Origin of the sequence: Mesorhizobium sp. M0030 (assembly GCF_040323695.1) — a bacterium.
Classification (GTDB): domain Bacteria; phylum Pseudomonadota; class Alphaproteobacteria; order Rhizobiales; family Rhizobiaceae; genus Mesorhizobium.
Genome location: NZ_JAMYVE010000012.1, coordinates 178,772 through 197,105 on the forward strand (window position 1 = coordinate 178,772; position 18,334 = coordinate 197,105).

An 18,334-nucleotide genomic window follows, 5' to 3' on the forward strand; every position below is an offset into this window, starting at 1 on the left:
TCCAGGAGCTCTCATCGGAAGGCGTCGGGGCTCACGGACTCATCGTATCGGCCAGTTGCTCATCCTTGCGGCCCGACTGGTTCGCCGCCTTGGCGGCAAGCGCTGCCGCCATCTGGCTCTCCAGCTCGCGCAGCTTGGCGTCGAGTGTCGCCATGCCGCCCCAGGCGAATGTCGCGCGGTATAGCGGTGCGATCTCGGGCGTCAGGAATTCGACCAGGGTTTCGTCCTCGACCCAGACCTTGAGCACCTTGAACAGGCGGGCATCGATCAGCTCGCTATGCCAGCCCATGCGGGCGGCAATGCCCTGGATGGTTTCGGTCGAATTGGGCGTGCTGAGCAGCACATGCGAGCCGGAGCGCAGGCGCATGTTCGGGTCGAAGCCGATGCCGAGCGGCGCTTGCTGGTCCAGAACCGTGCCGCACGGCAGGATTTCGATCAGCGAGCCGAAATCGTCGCCGAGGCAGACAAACCATGCGCCCTCAGGAAATGGCGGCGACGGCGCACGAACCGCGGTGGCGACAAGCATTTCGGCAAGGACGCTGGCGACGGCCTGCGGATCGCGGGCGTTGAATGAAGCGTGATGCAGCATGGCAATACTCCTGTTTTCAACGGCGGCGGCCGGCAGAAGTGCCGACCCATGCCGCGGCGTTCCGTAAAAACTGAATCACCGGCTGAGCGTCAGGATGACCGCGGCAAACAGGCAGGTGTATTCGGCCAGTCCAAGCACAAGGCGCAAATTGTGGTTGGCCGCCCAGCTGTCGCGCGTCTGCGCCCAATCATCGGGGATGGTCACCGGCGTCCAGCTCTGCACCTGTTTGTTGAGCGGCACCTGACGGCTGACGGTGAAGCCAATGTCGAGCACCACCAGCGCCGCGGCGACGATGGTCAGGATGCGCGGCAGGCCGGCATCGACCGCAAACATCGCCATCGCCGCGATCAGCACCAGCGTCGTCAGCCTGACGAACGGCATCACCCGGGTAAACGTCCGGTCGCGCATCTGATGCATGGCCATGTACTGGCCGGCGGTAAGATCATCGATGCGAAAATCGTGGATTACGCCCGAGACGTAGATGCCGGCAATAATTCCAGCCAGCGCAAGCGAAGCCGCCATCAAGAAAATGTCCATGTCTTTTCCCTGCCCGAATGTCGTTTCCCTGGCCAAAATCGCCGCAGAGGCGAGCCCGACACCGCGTCGATCGCAATGTCCTGGCCAATGACCGGGGTATTAAAGCAGGCGAACGGTCCGGGCTTGGGCAGAACGGAACGATGTTTGGGCAATGCGGCCCTCCGATTGCATCAAAACATCAAGTGCCGTGAGATCGAAACCCATCAGCAAACCTTGACGCGTACTTGCCAGCGACCGGTCAAATTCGTATCAGACCGTGCTGGCCAATGGCGCATCACGCTGAATTGGGAGGAGCATCCGTGCCGGAAAAAACCCGGACAAAACCGACAGGCTGGATGGCGACCGGAACGGCTGACGGCCAGGTGGTCACGCCTGACTGGATACCCATCGAGCCGGTGGCGATCGATGGCGTGAGGGTCAAGGAGATCAGGCCGGTCGCAACCTCCACCGGCTATCTGACCGAGATCTTTCGCGAGGAGTGGGAGCTCGATTCGGAGCCGGTCGGCCAGGTCTTCCAACGGACCTTGTATGCCGGCGCGGTGACTGGCTGGCATGCACACGCGGTGACCACCGACCGGCTGTTCTGCTGCGTCGGCAGCGTTCGCATTTCGCTGTTTGACGGACGCAAGGCCTCGCCGACCTTCGGCGCCGTCTGGCACAAGATTATCGGCCCGTTGCGCCCGGCGGTCGTCATCATTCCACCCGGAATATGGCACGGTGTTGTTTCGCTCGGAGCGGAGACGGCGGTGCTGCTCAACCTCGTCGACAAGGCCTATGCCTACGATCAGCCCGACCATTGGCGCCTGCCGCCAGACACTGACCACATTCCCTACAGACTGGTGTAGCGTGGAAGCATCGGCGCAGCGCGATCAGGCCGGCGGCGAACCGCTGGTCTCGATCGTGATCGCGACGCACAACCGGCCGGCAGCACTGCGGCAGGCATTGACCAGCGTCATGCGCCAGACGTTGCAAGGCTGGGAAGCCTTGGTCATCGGCGACGATTGCAGGCCGGATACGGCGGCCGTTGTCGCTGAATTTGACGATGCCCGCATCGTCTACATCGATCTTCCTGTCAATTTCGGCGAACAGTCCGGTCCCAACAATATCGGCTTTGCCAGGGCGCGTGGCCGCTTCGTCGCCTTGCTCAACCACGACGATCTGTGGTTTCCCGACCATTTGGCGGCGATGACCGGCTGGATCGACGCCTCGGGCGCCGACGTGGTGCTGGCGCGCGGTGCCGTCATCCAGCCGCCGTCGGCGGCCGGCAATCCTGTCAATTCGATCTTCGGGATCGGCAAGGATGGTTTTTACGACCCCGTCACGACGGAAGGATTTGGCTCGGCACACATGTTTCGCCGCGCTTCGTTCAGCCTGCTCGGACCTTGGCGACCCGCCAGCCAGTGCTTTTGCGAAAGCTCGCAGGACTGGCTGTTTCGGGCATGGCGAAAGGGCGCGGTGATCGCGACGATGCCGCACCTCACGGTGATCAAGTTGCATTCCGGCATACGCAAGGGTTCCTATCTCGGCGACAATGCGCAGGAACAGAAGGATCTTCTGGATGCCATGCAGACGCCAGACGCCTTGCGCGTGAAAATCCTTGGCTGCGCGGGCGAACCCATTCGCCTGGCGGCATCGAGTTATCTCAGGCGCAGGCTGATGGCGGCTCTTGGCATCCATCCCCGCGCCCGCGCCTTCCGCCGCAAGTATAAGCGTGGCGCCTTCCTTGCCAAGCTGCGGCGCCTGCGTGGCCTGGCGCCGATGCCTGAGCGCGAACCTGGCGTGAGCGAATTGCTCGATCGCTACAGCAAGCGCGGCGATGCCGGGACCGAGCCGGATGAGGGTTGACTGCCACCAGCGTAAATCTCAAACAAAAACCCGCGGGATCGCTCCCGCGGGTTTGTTCCTGAAGCAGTGGCGTTGCCTTAGCCGTGCGCGAGCACGGCCAGCAGCAGAAGCGCCACGATGTTGGTGATCTTGATTGCCGGGTTGACCGCCGGGCCGGCGGTGTCCTTGTAGGGATCGCCAACCGTGTCGCCGGTGACCGAAGCCTTGTGCGCTTCGGACCCCTTGAGGTGCTTGACGCCGTCCTTGTCGACAAAACCGTCCTCGAACGACTTCTTGGCATTGTCCCAGGCGCCGCCGCCCGAAGTCATCGAGATGGCGACGAACAGGCCGTTGACGATGACGCCGAGCAACGAGGCGCCGAGCGCCGCAAAGGCGGACGCCTTGGAGCCCGAGATCAGCTGCACGCCGAAATAGACGACGAGCGGCGCCAGCACCGGCAGCAGCGAGGGGATGATCATTTCGCGGATCGCCGCCTTGGTCAGAAGGTCGACGGCGCGGGCATAGTTTGGCTTGGAGGTGCCGGCCATGATGCCCGGATCCTCGCGGAACTGCTTGCGCACTTCCTCGACGATGGCGCCGGCCGCACGGCCGACGGCCGTCATGGCGATGCCGCCGAACAGATACGGGATCAGACCGCCGAAGATCAGGCCGGCTACGACGTAGGGATTGGAGAGGTCGAAGGAGACATCGCCCATGCCCTGGAAGTACGGATATTTGTCGCCATTGGCGGCAAAGAACTTCAAATCGTTCGAATAGGCCGCAAACAGCACCAGCGCGCCGAGGCCGGCCGAACCGATGGCATAGCCCTTGGTCACCGCCTTGGTGGTGTTGCCGACCGCGTCGAGCGCGTCGGTGGAGTGGCGCACTTCCTTGGGCAGGCCGGCCATTTCGGCAATGCCGCCGGCATTGTCGGTGACCGGGCCGAAGGCGTCGAGGGCGACGATCATGCCGGCAAGGCCGAGCATGGTGGTGACCGCGATCGCCGTGCCGAACAGGCCGGCGAGCTGGTAGGTCGAGATGATGCCGCCGACGATGACGATTGCCGGCAGTGCGGTCGATTCGAGCGACACCGCAAGTCCCTGGATGACGTTGGTGCCGTGACCGGTCACCGAGGCCTGGGCGATGGAGTTCACCGGGCGCTTGTTGGTGCCGGTATAGTATTCGGTGATCACCACGATAAGACCGGTCACAACGAGACCGATCAGGCCGCAGATGAACAGGTTCTTGCCGATGATGGTCATGCCGGCGACGGTGCCGACCTCGCCCCAGCCGACGGTTGCCGAGGTAGCGACACCGAGACCGACGATCGACAGCAGGCCGGTGACGATCAGGCCTTTGTAGAGGGCGCCCATGATCGAGCCGTTGGAACCGAGCTTGACGAAGAAGGTGCCGACGATCGAGGTCAGGATACAGGCGCCGCAGATCGCGAGCGGATAGAGCATCGCCGCACCCAGAGCGGCGGTTCCGCCGAAGAAGATGGCAGCCAGCACCATGGTGGCAACGACGGTCACCGCATAGGTCTCGAAGAGGTCGGCGGCCATGCCGGCGCAATCACCGACATTATCGCCGACATTGTCGGCGATGGTGGCCGGGTTGCGCGGATCGTCTTCGGGAATACCGGCTTCGACCTTGCCCACGAGATCGCCGCCGACGTCGGCGCCCTTGGTGAAGATGCCGCCGCCCAGACGGGCGAAGATCGAGATCAGCGAAGCGCCGAAGCCGAGCGAAACCAGCGCATCGATGACGATGCGGTCATTGGGCTGCAGGCCCATCGGGCCGGTCAGAATATAGTAGTAAATCGACACGCCGAGCAGCGCCAGGCCAGCCACCAGCATACCGGTGATGGCGCCCGACTTGAAGGCGATGTCGAGACCGGCGGCGAGGCTGTTGGACGCAGCCTGCGCGGTGCGCACATTGGCGCGCACCGAGACGTGCATGCCGATGAAACCGGCGGCGCCCGAAAGCACGGCGCCGATCAGGAAGCCGACCGCGGCGGTGATCGAAAGCAGCCACCAGGCGAGCACGAGCACCACCACGCCGACGATGGCGATGGTGGTGTACTGGCGCGCCAGATAGGCCTGCGCGCCTTCGCGGATGGCGGCGGAGATTTCCTGCATGCGTGCATTGCCCTGATCGGCTGCAAGAACCGATCGTGTCGCCCAGATGGCGTAAAGGATTGAAAGCAAGCCGCAGGCGATGACGGCAGAAATGATGGTCATTGCCGAATTTTCCTCGATTGATGGCCCAAAAGAACCCCTCCCTGGGCCGTTGGTGCGGGGAGCGGATAAGCCTAGGCGGAATCCGTCCTTCGCAGCGGTGTATGCGAAACAGGGCTCGGAACGTCAAGATATTGTTCGGTTTTTGCCCCGCTTTCAGCCAAAAGGTTTAGGCCACAACATTCCCATTGCCGATGCCCTGCTATTAGATCGATTGAAATGACGCCGCGTCAGTCAATGCTTTGCCCGCAGTCCAGCGAAGGTCAGTCGCCAGTCTCCTGCCCCATCTTGCGCGCCGTGTAGCGCTCGATGGCGGACAGTCCGTCATAGATCAGCACCGCCAGCGCCGCGACGATCAGGCCGCCTTGCAGGACGAAGGCGAGATTGTTGGACAGCAGGCCGGCGATGATCACCTCGCCCAGCGTCTTGGCGGCAACCGTCGAACCGATCGTCGCCGTGGCCAGGCTGATCACCACCGACAGCCTTATGCCGCCCAGAATGATCGGCGCGCTCAGCGGCAATTCGACCTTGATCAGCCTTTGCCAGCCCGTCATGCCGGCGCCGCGCGCGGCCTCCATGATGTTGCCGGGCAGTGTCGTGAGGCCGGTCAGCACGTTCTCGAAGATCGGCAGCAGGCCGTAGAGAAACAGCGCAATCAGCGTCGGCTTCTCGCCGAAACCGACGGCGGGCACCGCCAGCGCCAGCACCGCCACCGGCGGAAAGGTCTGGCCGATGTTCACCAGACTGCGCGACAGCGGCAGGAATTCGGCGCCCGCCGGCCTGGTCACCAGGATGGCAAGCGCCACGGCAACGATGGTTGCGGCGACGGTAGCGATCAGCACGGTCCTGAGATGCAGCAGGGTCAGCGTCAGCAGGCTGCCCTGATTGTAGATCGCCGGCGCATTGTTTTCGGTCAGCGGCTTCAACAGCGGCTCGAACCAGCCGGGATTGGTGACGAAGGCTATGAGAAGCACCACCAGGGCAAGCCTGAGCAGCGAAGGCAGCCAGGCTTTTAGACCGGCCCCTTTCATGCCGGCCTCGCCGCGCGCTTCACCAGCCCGTCGACGGTGACGCGGCCGAGCAGCTTGCCGTCTTCGCCCTTGACCGGCAGCGCCGGCCGGCCCGACCACAGAAGCTCGGCCAGCGCGTCGCGCTGGCTGGCGTCGCCTGGGATCGCCTCGCCTTCGGCAGTCCCCTTTTCCACGGCGTCGCGCACGCGGCCGAGCGACAAGAGCCGGAACGGCTTTTCGCTGGCGCCGACCAGGGTTTCGACGAAGGCGTTCGCCGGCCGCGCCAGGATCTCTTCCGGCTTGGCGTATTGCACCAGCTTTCCGGCATCCATGACGGCGATCTTGTCGCCCATGTGGACCGCCTCCTCCATGTCGTGGGTAACGAGGATGATGGTGGTGCCGAAGCGCTTCTGGATTGCCAGCAGGTCCTCCTGCGCCTTGGTGCGGATGATCGGGTCGAGTGCGCCGAACGGTTCGTCCATCAGAAGCACATTGGGCTCGGCGGCGAGCGCGCGGGCGACGCCGACACGCTGCTGTTGCCCGCCGGACAGTTCGTGCGGGTAGCGCGGGCCATAGGCCTCGGGGTCGAGCTGGTAGAGTGTCATCAACTCATCGACGCGGGCCTTGATGCGGTCCTTGTCCCAGCCCAGCAGGACCGGCACGGTGGCGATGTTCTGCGCAACGGTGCGGTGCGGGAACAGGCCGTGGCCCTGGATAGCGTAGCCGATGCTGCGGCGCAGCTCGTAGCCGGGCAGCGTGCGGTTGTCGTTGCCGTCGAGCTTGATGACGCCGGCGGTCGGCTCGACCAGCCGGTTGATCATTCGCAGCAGCGTCGTCTTGCCGGAACCGGAGGTACCGACAATGACGCAAACCGTACGCGGCTCGACGACCATGGACACGTCGTCGACCACGGTCGTCGCGTCATAGCGCTTGGTAATGCCTTCGATCTCGATCATGCCGTTTCAACCCTGCGCCTGGTGGCGGTCATCTCGATTACTGCGTCGAGGATGATGGCCGCGGCGAAGGCCAGCGCCACCGTCGGCACGGCGCCGAGCAGCACCAGGTCCATTGCGGTCTGGCCGACGCCCTGGAAGACGAAGACGCCAAAGCCGCCGCCGCCGATCAGTGCGGCGATGGTGGCCAGGCCGATGTTCTGCACCAGCACGATGCGGATGCCGGTGAGGATCACCGGAAAGGCCAACGGAAACTCGACGCCGAACAGGCGCTGGCCATCGGTCATGCCCATGCCGCGCGCTGCATCATTGGCCGCGCGGGGTACGCCGGCAAGCCCGACCACGGTGTTGGCCACCACCGGCAGCAGCGAATAGAGGAACAAAGCCACGAAGGCGGGCGCGGTGCCGATGCCTCTGATACCGAGCGCTGCGGCACCCGGAACATGCGCGGCGACCCAGCCCAGCGGCGCGATCAGCAGGCCGAACAGCGCGATCGAGGGTATGGTCTGGACGATGTTGAGCACATTGAGCACGCCGGCCCGCAACCGTTCGACGCGGTGGCACAGGATGCCGAGCGGCAGGCCGACGATCACCGCCGCCGCCAGCGACCCCAGCGCCAGCGTGATGTGCTTGGAGCCTTCGGCCCAGAAACTATCGGCGCGGTTTGCATATTCCTTGAGGATCGACAGGCTGTCCCACTGCCCCGATATCAGCAACAAGCCGATGGCCAGCGCCGCGAGGACGAGCACGCCGACGCGGGCCGGTGGCGACAGATTGAGCCTGGTCAGCACGTCGGCGAGCAACAATGTGAAGGCAAAGATCAACAGCCAGAACCCGGAAGCCGGCGAGATGCGGGCGAAGGTGTTGCCGGCCGGCGTCAGGAAGGTGCCGGCGACACCGATCAGGATGGCAAGGGCGGCGAGCGCCACGACGCTTGCGGCCAGGCGCAGGACAAGCGGGGTTTTCAGCAAGGCAACAATTGCGGCCACGACGACGATCGCCAGCAGTAGCGGCCCGACTGTGGCCGGCAGCGCCTCCAGGATCGAGCGCGCCTGACCGGGAACGATACGATTGGCGCGGAAGGTGGCGAACGGAGCCAGAAACGCCGCATAGGCAACGATCGCCGCGATAACCATGCCGAGCTTGTCGAAACGCAGGGTCATGGATGCCCCTCATGAGGAGCGATTTTCCACGTTGCGCAGACTACGCTGGTGATCGGTGCAAGCCGACGCGAAGTCCGATCTCCCCCCTTGCGGGGGAGATGGCCGGCAGGCCAGAGGGGGGTGTGAAGGATCGTCAGCTCTCGAGCGTCGGCCTGTTCGGAAGCAACCCTGTCGAGGCACGCACCTGCTACCGGTTGTGAGGTCGGCGGGACAGCACCCCCCTCTGTCCTGCCGGACATCTCCCCCGCAAGGGGGGAGATCAGCAGCTTCCAGAGAGGGGTGTCTCGCACCAGCGTCACGATCAGCTATGCGCTGACTACTTCAAAAACCCGTTCTTCTTCAAAAAGTCCTCGGCGACACCCTTGACCGGCTCGCCGCCGACCTGGACGCGGCCGTTGAGTTCCTGCAGCGTGACGAGGTCGAGCTTGGCGAACACCGGCTTCAACAGCGTCTCGATCTCCGGATGCTCTTTCAGCACCGCTTCGCGGATGATCGGCGCCGGCTGGTAGACCGGCTGCACGCCCTTGTCGTCGGCGAGCACGACCAGGCCGGACGGCGCGATGCCGCCGTCGGTGCCGTAGACCATGGCGGCGTTGGCGCCGTTGGTCTGGTTGGCGGCAGCACCGATTGTCGCGGCGGTGTCGCCGCCCGAAAGCGTGATCAACTGCTCCGGCTTCAGCGTGAAGCCGTAAGTGGTCTGGAACGCCGGCAGGGCTGCCGCCGAATTGACGAACTCAGCCGACGCCGCCAAAACCACCGTGCCGCCGCCGGCGACGTATTTGCCGAAGTCGGTCAGGGTCGCCAGCTTGTTGGTCTCGGCAACCTCCTTGCGCAGCGCGATCGCCCAGGTGTTGTTGGCCGGTGACGGCGACAGCCAGACGATCTTGTTGGCGTCATAGTCGAGCTTCTTGGCGGTCTCATAGGCCTTGGCGGCATCCTTCCAGACCGGATCGTCGGCCTTCTCGAAGAAGAAAGCGGCATTGCCGGTGTACTCGGGATAGATGTCGATCTCGCCGGCGGTGATCGCCTTGCGTACCACCGGCGTGCCGCCGAGCTGGATGCGGTCGGTGGTCTTGATGTTGTTGGCGTTGAGCACAAGCTGGATGATGTTGCCGAGCACGCCGCCCTCGGTGTCGATCTTCGAGGAGACGACCACCTGGGCATTGGCGGAGGCGGCCGTGATGCCGAGCGCCAACGCCGCGCCGGCCAGAATCTTGACTGAAAACATTGTGAAAACCCCTTGCTTTGGACCGAAATGCGGTGGCCGCATATGAGCATGGCTTCAACGCCCCGTCGGGGCACACGGTTTCATAACAATGGGTACAGACGCAATAATTTTGTGCGGTCGCCGCGATTCGGTCGGCGCCATGCTGACAGGTCGTGCCAAGCCAAAGATAGAACCGGATCAGGCGCGGGCTTTGCGCGATCCGGTCAGTTTGAGCGCGCCAAGGGCGACGAAACACAGGGCGACGACCGGGAAAACCAGCCAGTTCAGCATCTCCCAGCCCCAGGCATTGTAGATGGCGCCCGACATTAGCGAGGCGAAGGCGACGGAGCCGAACAGGACGAAGTCGTGGAAGCCCTGCACCTTGCTCTTTTCGGACGGATGGTAGCTGTCGGCGACCATGGAGGTGGCGCCGATGAAGGCGAAATTCCAGCCGAGGCCAAGCAGGATCAGCGCGGTCCAGAACTGCCACAAATGCAGGCCGGACAATGCCACCGCGGCGCAGCCGATGAGCAGGACCAGGCCGGTGGCGACGATGCGTTCGGCGCCGAAGCGATGGATCAGCGATCCGGTGAAGAAGCTCGGCGCAAACATCGCCATCACATGCCAGGAAATGCCGAGCGTGGCGTCGTCTGTCGACAGGCCGCAGCCGACCATGGCCAGCGGCGCGCCGGTCATGACGAAACTCATCAGCGCATAGCTGCCGACGGCGCAAAACAGCGCCGCGACAAAACGCGGCCGGGTGACGATATCGGACAGCGGCCGGGCGTCGCTTGACGCGACTTCCGCGTGGCCGGGAGCCTTGGCCGGGATGCGCAGGAATGACAGGATGATGGCGCCGGCCGCCGCCAGAACCGGAATGGCCACGAACGAGCCGGCAAACATCACCGGCGCCAGCAATTCGCGGGTGAAGATGACGATCTGCGGCCCGAGGATCGCGGTGATGACGCCGCCGGCCAGCACGAAGGAAATGGCGCGCGCCTTGAATTCGGGCGGAGCATTATCGGCGGCGGCGAAGCGGAACTGCTGGACGAAGGCGCCGCCGACGCCGATCACCAGCAGCGCGAAAGCGAACAGCCAGAAGCTGGCGTGGAACAGTGCCAGCGTGGAGATGACGCCGCCAAGCGCGGTCACGATGGTGCCGGTCATGAAGCCGCCGCGCTGGCCGAGCCAGCGGATGATGGCCGCGGCCGGCAACGCGCCGAGCGCCACGCCGATGTTGAAGCCGGTGATTGGCGCCGTTGCCAGCGACTTATCGGGGCCAAGCAGATATTGCCCGGCCAGCCCGCCCATGGAAATGGCAATCGGCGCGGCCGAACCGATAATCGCCTGCGACGTCGCCAGGATGATCGCCGTGCGGCGCGCTTCCCTTGCTGCGCCGGGGACGGTGCCGGTCACAATGCGTCCTTGCCGCGCCCCTCGCCCCGCACCCGGCGCGACACACGGTCGAGCACGGCGTTGGTCAGCTTCGGCTCGTCTTCCTCGTAGAAGGCCTTGGCGATGTCGACATATTCCGAAACGATGACGGCCACCGGCACGTCGTCGCGCTTCATCAGTTCGTAGACGCCAGCCCGCAGGATGGCGCGCAACGTCGAATCGAGTCTGGACAGCGGCCAGTCTTCCGTCAGCGCCTGGCGTATAATCGGATCGATGGTCGTCTGGTTCTCGACGACGCCGGCCAGGATGGCGCGGAACCACTGCGCGTCGGCCTCGCGATAAAGCGCGCCGTCGACTTCCTTGCCGAGCCGGAACGCCTCGTATTCGGCGGTGATCTCGAAGACGCCGCTGCCGGCCACGTCCATCTGGTAAAGCGCCTGCACGGCGGCCAGACGGGCGGCGCCACGCTTGTTGGCGTGGCGTATCGCGGGCTGGCCGGGCGAAGCGGGTTCGCTCACGATTGCGCTCCCAGCTTCTCTTTGAGCGCGATCATGGTCAGCGCCGCGCGCGCGGCAAAGCCGCCCTTGTCGCCCTCCGAGCGCTTGGCGCGCGTCCAGGCCTGCGCGTCGTTCTCGGTGGTCAGGATGCCGTTGCCGATCGCAATCGCTTCCTGCACCGAGAGATCCATCAGCGCGCGGCTCGATTCATTGGCGACGATGTCGAAATGATAGGTGTCGCCACGAATGATGGTGCCGAGCGCGACAAAACCATCATAGTCCTTGCCGCCCTCGCCCATGCCGTCGAGCGCAAAAGTGATCACTGCTGGAATTTCCAGCGAACCGGGAACGGTGACGACGTCATAGGTCACGCCGGCTTCGTCGAGTGCTGTCGTCGCGCCGTCGAGCAGCGCGTCGGCAAGGTCGTCATGAAAGCGCGCCTCGATGATCAGAAGGTGGGCCTTCTTCTTCGGGCGAATGAACGCTTTGCCGTGTTGGGATGTGCCTGCCATGAATGTCTCCGGGGGTAGCCGGTGACTTAGGCCGAAGCGGCCGCATTCGCAAGCTTTGTCCGACGCTCAGGCCCGGCTAATTTCCCAGGGGGCTCAAAGCCCCTCTTTCGCCGCCTCGACCAGTCGCGCGGCGTAGCGGGCCATGGTGTCGATCTCGAGGTTGACCTTGTCGCCGACCTTGCGCTCGCCCCAGGTGGTCACGGTCAGCGAATGATGGATCAACAGCACGTCGAAACGGGCGCCTTCGACCTTGTTGACGGTGAGCGAGGTGCCGTCGAGTGCGACGGAACCCTTGGGCGCGATGAATTTCGCCAGTTCGCGCGGCGCCTCCAGCGTGAAGCGCACGGCATCGCCCTCGTCCTTGCGCTCGATGATTTCGGCCATGCCATCGACATGGCCCGACACGATGTGGCCGCCGAGTTCGTCGCCGATCTTCAGTGCCCGCTCGAGATTGACCTTGGTGCCTGATTTCCAGCCCGACGCCGTGGTCAGCCTCAGTGCCTCTTCCCAGGCTTCGACCTCGAACCAGCGGGCGTTCGAGCCGCCATCTGGCAGCGCCGTCACCGTCAGGCAGACGCCGCCGCAGGAAATCGAGGCGCCAATAGCGATGGTCGCGGGATCATAGGCAGTGTCGATGCGCAGGCCGACGCCTTCGCTCAGCGGCTTGATGGCCGCGACAGTGCCGACATCGGTGACAATTCCAGTGAACATTTCAGATATCTCTCACCCATTCGGCATAGCTGTCTTCCCCGAAGCGCATCTCGCGCAATTTGCGGAAGCCTGCCGGGATATGGTTGGCGTCGATGGGCGATGCAATGCCGCCCTCGCCGATCGCTTCCGGTCCCTGGAACAGCACGATGCGGTCGACCAATCCCTCGGCGAGGAAGGCGCTGGCCACCTTGGCGCCGCCTTCGACCAGAACGCTGGCCATGCCGATCGCGCCGAGATCCTCGAGCAGTTCCGGCAAGGCAATGCCGCCTTCATGGGTTTCGGTGCCGATGAAGCGCACGCCGGCACGCTCCAGCACCGACCGCCGCAGCGGATCGGCCCCCAGGCTCGCGGCGACATAGAGCGGCACTCGGTCGGTGCCGGAGACCAGCTTCGAGGCTTCCGGCAGCCTGATCTGGCGGTCGAGCACGATGCGCGCCGGCGAGCGGTTCTCCAGCCCCGGCAGCCGCACGGTGAGCGCCGGATCATCCTCCAGCGCCGTGCCGATGCCGACCAGTATGCCATCGGCTTCGGCGCGCATCAGATAGACTTCGCGGCGGGCGATATCGCCGGTGATCGCGACCTGGCCGGCGCCGTGCCTGCCGATCTTGCCGTCGCTGGAAAGCGCAAGCTTCAGAATCACTTCCGGGCGCTTTTTCAGGGACCGAATCAAATAGCCGGCCATCTGCTCGGCGGCTTCCTCGACCAGCACCTTTTCGACCACTTCGATGCCGGCGGCGCGCAGGATGGCGTAGCCTTTGCCGGAGACGCGCGGATCGGGATCGCTGGCGGCGCCTACCACCCGCGCCACTCCGGCATTGACCAGCGCGTTGGCGCAAGGCGGCGTGCGGCCATGGTGGGCGCAGGGCTCCAGCGTGACATAGGCGGTGGCACCGCGCGCCAACTCGCCGGCTTCAGCCAGCGCTTCGGTCTCGGCATGCGGCCGGCCGCCAACAGCGGTGACGCCGGTGCCGACGATCATCGGGCCGGCGCCATCGTCGCGAACGATTATGGTGCCGACGGAAGGGTTGGTGGAGGTGCGGCCGGCATTTCTGCGCGAGAGCCTCAGCGCTGCGGCCATGAAGCGGCGATCGAGGGCCTGCTGATCGGCCTTCCCTGACGTTTGGCTTGCCATGCTCAGCCGGCGTCCTCTTCGCTCTTCAGCTCGTCGCCTTTGAGTTCGTCACCTTTGAGCTCACCCAGCACATCGTGGAAATCCTTGGCCTCGCGGAAATTGCGATAGACAGAGGCGAAGCGGACATAGGCGACGTCGTCGAGCGACTTCAGCGCTTCCATCACGAGCCGGCCGACCTCGCCCGAGGCGATTTCCGTCTCGCCGGAGCTTTCGAGCTGGCGCACGATGCCGGTGACGGCGCGGTCGATGCGCTCGGGATCGACATTGCGCTTGCGCACCGCGATCTCCACCGAACGCAAGAGCTTGTCGCGGTCGAACGGCACCTTTCTGCCGGACTTCTTGACCACCACGAGGTCCCGCAACTGGACGCGCTCGAAGGTGGTGAAACGGCCACCGCAATCGGGGCAAACGCGCCGCCGGCGGATCGCGGCGCCATCCTCGGCGGGGCGCGAATCCTTCACCTGCGTATCTTCGGACTGGCAATAGGGACAGCGCATGGAGAGCCTTCGGGTTGGCGATTCTGGCGGAACGATAGGCTTAGAGGTTTTTGCCGGGACGGCAAAGGTTCGGCAACGGCCGCTCGCCCTCAGAGATAGCGAGGCGGGAGGAAAATTGCCAGCCGCGCCAGATATGTCAGGGGGCGACGTCCTTGGTCGGGAAGCCGCAGGACGTTCCGAGGTTGCGGTAGGCCTTGGTGAAGCCATCCATCGGGATGCTGGCGACAGCCTGCTTGCCGAACGTCACATCGAGCGAGATGACCTGGCGCATGGCCCGCAACAAAGCGAGACTGGTCTTGACCTGGTTGTCGACGGTCCAGCTCGGGCGGCCGGCATCATTGGAATAGACGGTCGCGGAAACCTTGACGCCGGGGTCGCCAAAGGTCGCGGCGATCTTCTTGCCGGTCGGCAGCTCCTTGTTGGCGATGGTGAACATGATCGCCGGATAGGCATCGGGCGGCAGGGCGTCGCCAGTCGAGATCGAAAGCGTCAGCGTGCCGGCATTGCCGTTGCCGTCGACAAAGGCTGTCGAGGCCGCACAGGTCTTGTGCGAATCCTGGCCGGTGTCGAGCGCATCGATGATCGTGGTCCACCTGCCAAAGGTGCTGGTGGCCGGGATATCCGTGCCCGGCTGCGTCTGCTCCTCGGCGATCGCGCACGACACAGTGAAGGTGGCAAGCAAGCCGAGGAAGGCCAGAACGGCAGGATGGAACATGCGCATCGTCAGATCTCCACAGGCCGCGCCGCCCGGACAGCAAGCGGCGCAGAGCGCGGGATAAAAGACGATGCGCCGCTGGCGGTCAACCGAGATAGGGATAGAGCGGGAAACGATCGGTCAGCGCCACGACCTTGGCCTTCACGGCTGCTTCCACAGCCGCATTGCCTTCGTCGGAATTGGCGACCTTCAGCCCGTCCAGCACCTCGGCGATCAACTTGCCGATTTCGCGGAACTCGGCCTGGCCGAAGCCGCGCGTGGTGCCGGCCGGCGTGCCCAGACGCACGCCCGAGGTGACGAAAGGCTTTTCCGGATCGAACGGGATGCCGTTCTTGTTGCAGGTGATGTTGGCGCGGCCGAGCGCTGCCTCGGCGCGCTTGCCGGTGGCGTTCTTGGGCCTGAGATCGACGAGCATCAGATGGTTGTCGGTGCCGCCGGAGACGATGTCGAGGCCGGTTTCCTTGAGGCTCGACGCCAGCGCCTTCGCGTTGGCGGCGACACTCTCGGCATAGAGCTTGAAGCTCGGCTTCAGCGCCTCGCCGAAGGCGACCGCCTTGGCGGCGATGACATGCATCAGCGGGCCGCCCTGCAGGCCGGGGAAAACCGCCGAGTTCATCTTCTTGGCGATGTCCTCGTCATTGCACAGGATCATGCCGCCGCGCGGGCCTCGCAACGATTTGTGCGTGGTCGTGGTCACGACATGGGCGTGCGGCAGCGGTGACGGATGCACGCCGCCGGCAACCAGGCCGGCGATATGGGCCATGTCGACCATAAGATAGGCGCCGACCGCATCGGCGATCTCGCGAAAGCGCTTCCAGTCCCAGATGCGCGAATAGGCGGTGCCGCCGGCCAGGATCAGCTTCGGCTTGGTCTCATGCGCGGTCTTTTCGATCGCGTCCATGTCGAGCAGATGGTCGTCCTTGCGCACGCCATAGGAAACGACCTTGAACCATTTGCCGCTCATATTGACGGGCGAGCCGTGCGTCAGGTGGCCGCCGGAGTTCAGGTCGAGGCCCATGAAGGTATCGCCCGGCTGCAGCAGCGCCAGGAAGACCGCCTGGTTCATCTGGCTGCCGGAATTCGGCTGGACATTGGCGAAGTTGCAGCCGAACAGCTTTTTGGCGCGCTCGATAGCGAGTTCCTCGGCGACGTCGACGAACTGGCAGCCGCCATAATAGCGCTTGCCCGGATAACCCTCGGCGTATTTGTTGGTCATGATCGAGCCCTGCGCCTCGAGCACGGCGCGCGAAACGATGTTTTCCGAGGCGATCAGCTCGATCTCGTGACGCTGGCGGCCAAGCTCGTTGCGGATCGAGCCGAAGATCTCCGGATCGGCATCTTCCAGCGTGGTTTCGAAGAAGGATTCGATTTTGTTCGACGCTGCCGCTGCAGTTGCCATGGCCTGAAATCCTTCGGTTCGGGGCATTTATCTATGCATATCGTTGCCCCGAAACCGCTGCACGGTTCCGGGCGACATGCATTGCCGCGCCATTAACACAGTTGTTTTCGCCTCGCCACGTCTGCAGCGCGAAATTTGCTGGCCGGATTGCGCCGGAGCGGCCCTGAACCGCTATTTTCGCTCCTGCCGCCCCTGCAGCAAGGCTTCGGTGAGCGTGATCTCGGTAAACAGCGCCCGCGCCGTATGGTCGTTGATCGCGCCGCTGCTTAACATGTCGCGCACGGCGATGCGCTCGGCCTCGATGCCGGCAAGCCGCATTTCGAGCTCCAGCCGCCCGGCTTCGCGGGCCTCCGCCCGGGCGTCGTCGGCCTCGTCCGAGGTGGCGATGCGGCGCCGGTAGCCGGCGACGATGTTTTCGGCGGCGGCAAGCCTGGCGCCGGGCACCTCGCCCTGGTCGTCGTCGCTGGCGCCCGCCATGCTTTCGATGCGGGCGATGGCCGCCTTGGCGGCGCCGATGCGGGCGAGACGCTCCTCGATGGCGCTGCCATCCTCGCCCGGCTCGACCAGTCCGTGCGCTATCTTCGGCAGCGCCACGCTGGCGATGGCGAGCGAACAGATGATGACGCCGGCGGCGAGGAAGATCACCAGGTCGCGCGCCGGAAAAGACGAGCCGTCCGGCATGGCAACCGGCAGCGACAGGATGCCGGCCAGCGTGATCGCGCCGCGCACGCCCGCCACCGAGCCGGCAAGCCGCACACGCATGCCAAACGGCTCGGCCTTGCGCTTTCCCCATTTTGCCTTGAGGCCTGCCGCGATATCGCCGACCCAGATCCAGAGGAAGCGCAGCGCGATCAGGCACAGCGTCAGCGCTATCACCGTCGCGACCGGCTGGATGATCGGGTAATGGCCGGTCAGTTCGGGCGGCACGCGGCGAATGATTTCGGGAAGCTGCATGCCGAGCACGATGAACAGCGCGCCATTGTAGACGAAGGACAAGGTCGTCCACAGCGAGATCGTCTGCATGCGCGCCGAGACGCCGAGGAAGCGGAAGACGCCGGAGCCGCCGGTCAAAAGCCCGGCGGTGACCGCCGCCAGAATGCCTGAGGCATGCAGATGTTCGGCGACGAGATAGGCAATGAAGGGCAGCAGGACCATGACCAGAACCTGCGCCTCGGCCGGAACGCCGCCGATGCGATTCAGAAGCTGCAGCAGCCTGGCGGCGATGAACAACGCGGCGATGCCGGCCAGGATGCCGATGGCGACGGCATAGACGAAGGACAGCGATGCATCGGCGAAGGAAAAGCTGCCGGTCACGGCGGCGGCGACGGCGAAGCGGAACATGACCAGGCCCGAGGCGTCGTTGAGCAGCGCCTCGCCTTCCAGAATATGCATCAGCCGCGCCGGCACCAGGCTTCTGTCGACGATCGAGGACACCGCGACGGCGTCGGTCGGGGACAGCACGGCGGCGAGCGCGAAGGCGACGACCAGCGGGATGCTCGGCACCAACCAGTGCAAGGCATAACCGAAGCCGACAATGGTAAAGAAGACCAGCCCGATGGCCAGATCGAGGATCGGTCCGCGCAGCGCGATCAGCTCGCGTTTGGGCGCTCCATACGCATCGCCGAACAAAAGCGGCGGAATGAACACCAGCAGGAAGAGTTCGGGGTCGATCTCGACATGGATGCCTTTCACCGGCCAGGCGAGCGCGGCGCCGATGGCAATCTGCAGCACCGGCAGCGGCACCCGAACCAACCGCACCAGTGCGCCGGAAAGAGCGACGAAGACCAGCACGGCGAGGATGAAGATTGCGACCTGCATGGCGCGATTCCGGCTGTTTTGAGGACCATGCGCAATTGCCGTTAGTCCGTCCAGATGGGCCTGCGGCGCAACGTCCGGCAGTGTTCATGGCCTGCATGGCTGGCGGCCACCAGTCTTCTTCTGTTGGGATGTCGAACG

Annotated in this window: 18 protein-coding genes; 2 read left to right on the forward strand and 16 right to left on the reverse strand. The window is 64.6% G+C overall.

From position 1 onward, the window contains the following. Positions 1 to 31: 31 nt before the first annotated feature. A complete protein-coding gene (locus NKJ80_RS23275) occupies positions 32 to 589 on the reverse strand; it encodes a hypothetical protein (protein ID WP_023682381.1) in 558 nt (185 codons plus the stop codon). A 75-nt stretch (positions 590 to 664) separates the two neighbouring features. Then, a complete protein-coding gene (locus NKJ80_RS23280) occupies positions 665 to 1,126 on the reverse strand; it encodes an anthrone oxygenase family protein (RefSeq protein WP_352498378.1) in 462 nt (153 codons plus the stop codon). 299 nt (positions 1,127 to 1,425) lie between these two features. On the opposite strand from NKJ80_RS23280, the gene NKJ80_RS23285 reads away from it, so the two are divergent. Both NKJ80_RS23285 and NKJ80_RS23290 read left to right on the forward strand, forming a co-directional pair. Then, positions 1,426 to 1,971, forward strand: coding sequence for a dTDP-4-dehydrorhamnose 3,5-epimerase family protein (locus NKJ80_RS23285; protein WP_245259899.1), 546 nt, complete (start codon positions 1,426 to 1,428; stop codon positions 1,969 to 1,971). A gap of 1 nt (position 1,972) precedes the next feature. Continuing rightward, positions 1,973 to 2,971 carry a glycosyltransferase family 2 protein gene (locus NKJ80_RS23290; protein ID WP_352498379.1) on the forward strand — a complete coding sequence of 333 codons (999 nt, stop codon included), beginning with the start codon at positions 1,973 to 1,975 and terminating at the stop codon, positions 2,969 to 2,971. A 77-nt stretch (positions 2,972 to 3,048) separates the two neighbouring features. On the opposite strand, the gene NKJ80_RS23295 is transcribed toward NKJ80_RS23290, so the two are convergent. From NKJ80_RS23295 to NKJ80_RS23360, 14 genes are all read right to left on the reverse strand, one after another. Then, positions 3,049 to 5,190 (reverse strand): sodium-translocating pyrophosphatase, encoded by a 2,142-nt coding sequence (locus NKJ80_RS23295; RefSeq protein WP_023689501.1) that lies wholly within the window; start codon positions 5,188 to 5,190, stop codon positions 3,049 to 3,051. A 260-nt stretch (positions 5,191 to 5,450) separates the two neighbouring features. Next, positions 5,451 to 6,218 (reverse strand): ABC transporter permease, encoded by a 768-nt coding sequence (locus NKJ80_RS23300; RefSeq protein ID WP_023689502.1) that lies wholly within the window; start codon positions 6,216 to 6,218, stop codon positions 5,451 to 5,453. Beyond that, a complete protein-coding gene (locus NKJ80_RS23305) occupies positions 6,215 to 7,153 on the reverse strand; it encodes an ABC transporter ATP-binding protein (protein WP_023689503.1) in 939 nt (312 codons plus the stop codon). Before NKJ80_RS23305 ends, NKJ80_RS23300 begins: the two co-directional genes overlap by 4 nt. Continuing rightward, positions 7,150 to 8,313, reverse strand: coding sequence for an ABC transporter permease (locus NKJ80_RS23310; protein WP_023689504.1), 1,164 nt, complete (start codon positions 8,311 to 8,313; stop codon positions 7,150 to 7,152). Before NKJ80_RS23310 ends, NKJ80_RS23305 begins: the two co-directional genes overlap by 4 nt. Positions 8,314 to 8,629: 316 nt before the next feature. Further along, positions 8,630 to 9,541 (reverse strand): glycine betaine ABC transporter substrate-binding protein OsmF, encoded by a 912-nt coding sequence (osmF, locus tag NKJ80_RS23315; protein WP_023689505.1) that lies wholly within the window; start codon positions 9,539 to 9,541, stop codon positions 8,630 to 8,632. Positions 9,542 to 9,718: 177 nt separating this feature from the next. Continuing rightward, a complete protein-coding gene (locus tag NKJ80_RS23320) occupies positions 9,719 to 10,936 on the reverse strand; it encodes an MFS transporter (protein WP_023682389.1) in 1,218 nt (405 codons plus the stop codon). Then, positions 10,933 to 11,433 carry a transcription antitermination factor NusB gene (gene nusB / locus NKJ80_RS23325; RefSeq protein ID WP_023682390.1) on the reverse strand — a complete coding sequence of 167 codons (501 nt, stop codon included), beginning with the start codon at positions 11,431 to 11,433 and terminating at the stop codon, positions 10,933 to 10,935. The genes NKJ80_RS23320 and nusB overlap by 4 nt, the downstream gene beginning before the upstream one ends. Next, a complete protein-coding gene (gene ribH, locus NKJ80_RS23330; RefSeq protein ID WP_352498380.1) occupies positions 11,430 to 11,924 on the reverse strand; it encodes a 6,7-dimethyl-8-ribityllumazine synthase in 495 nt (164 codons plus the stop codon). Before ribH ends, nusB begins: the two co-directional genes overlap by 4 nt. 93 nt (positions 11,925 to 12,017) lie before the next feature. After that, positions 12,018 to 12,635 (reverse strand): riboflavin synthase, encoded by a 618-nt coding sequence (locus NKJ80_RS23335; protein ID WP_352498381.1) that lies wholly within the window; start codon positions 12,633 to 12,635, stop codon positions 12,018 to 12,020. Between the two features lies 1 nt (position 12,636). Further along, the gene (gene ribD / locus NKJ80_RS23340; protein WP_352498382.1) at positions 12,637 to 13,767 is read right to left on the reverse strand and encodes a bifunctional diaminohydroxyphosphoribosylaminopyrimidine deaminase/5-amino-6-(5-phosphoribosylamino)uracil reductase RibD; all 1,131 of its coding nucleotides are present in this window, start codon (positions 13,765 to 13,767) and stop codon (positions 12,637 to 12,639) included. A gap of 2 nt (positions 13,768 to 13,769) precedes the next feature. Continuing rightward, positions 13,770 to 14,264, reverse strand: coding sequence for a transcriptional regulator NrdR (gene nrdR / locus NKJ80_RS23345; RefSeq protein WP_023669351.1), 495 nt, complete (start codon positions 14,262 to 14,264; stop codon positions 13,770 to 13,772). 136 nt (positions 14,265 to 14,400) lie between these two features. Further along, positions 14,401 to 14,985 (reverse strand): invasion associated locus B family protein, encoded by a 585-nt coding sequence (locus NKJ80_RS23350; protein ID WP_023753655.1) that lies wholly within the window; start codon positions 14,983 to 14,985, stop codon positions 14,401 to 14,403. Between the two features lie 79 nt (positions 14,986 to 15,064). Continuing rightward, the gene (gene glyA, locus NKJ80_RS23355) at positions 15,065 to 16,378 is read right to left on the reverse strand and encodes a serine hydroxymethyltransferase (protein WP_352498383.1); all 1,314 of its coding nucleotides are present in this window, start codon (positions 16,376 to 16,378) and stop codon (positions 15,065 to 15,067) included. 171 nt (positions 16,379 to 16,549) lie between these two features. After that, a complete protein-coding gene (locus NKJ80_RS23360) occupies positions 16,550 to 18,196 on the reverse strand; it encodes a Na+/H+ antiporter (protein WP_352498384.1) in 1,647 nt (548 codons plus the stop codon). Between the last annotated feature and the right edge of the window lie 138 nt (positions 18,197 to 18,334).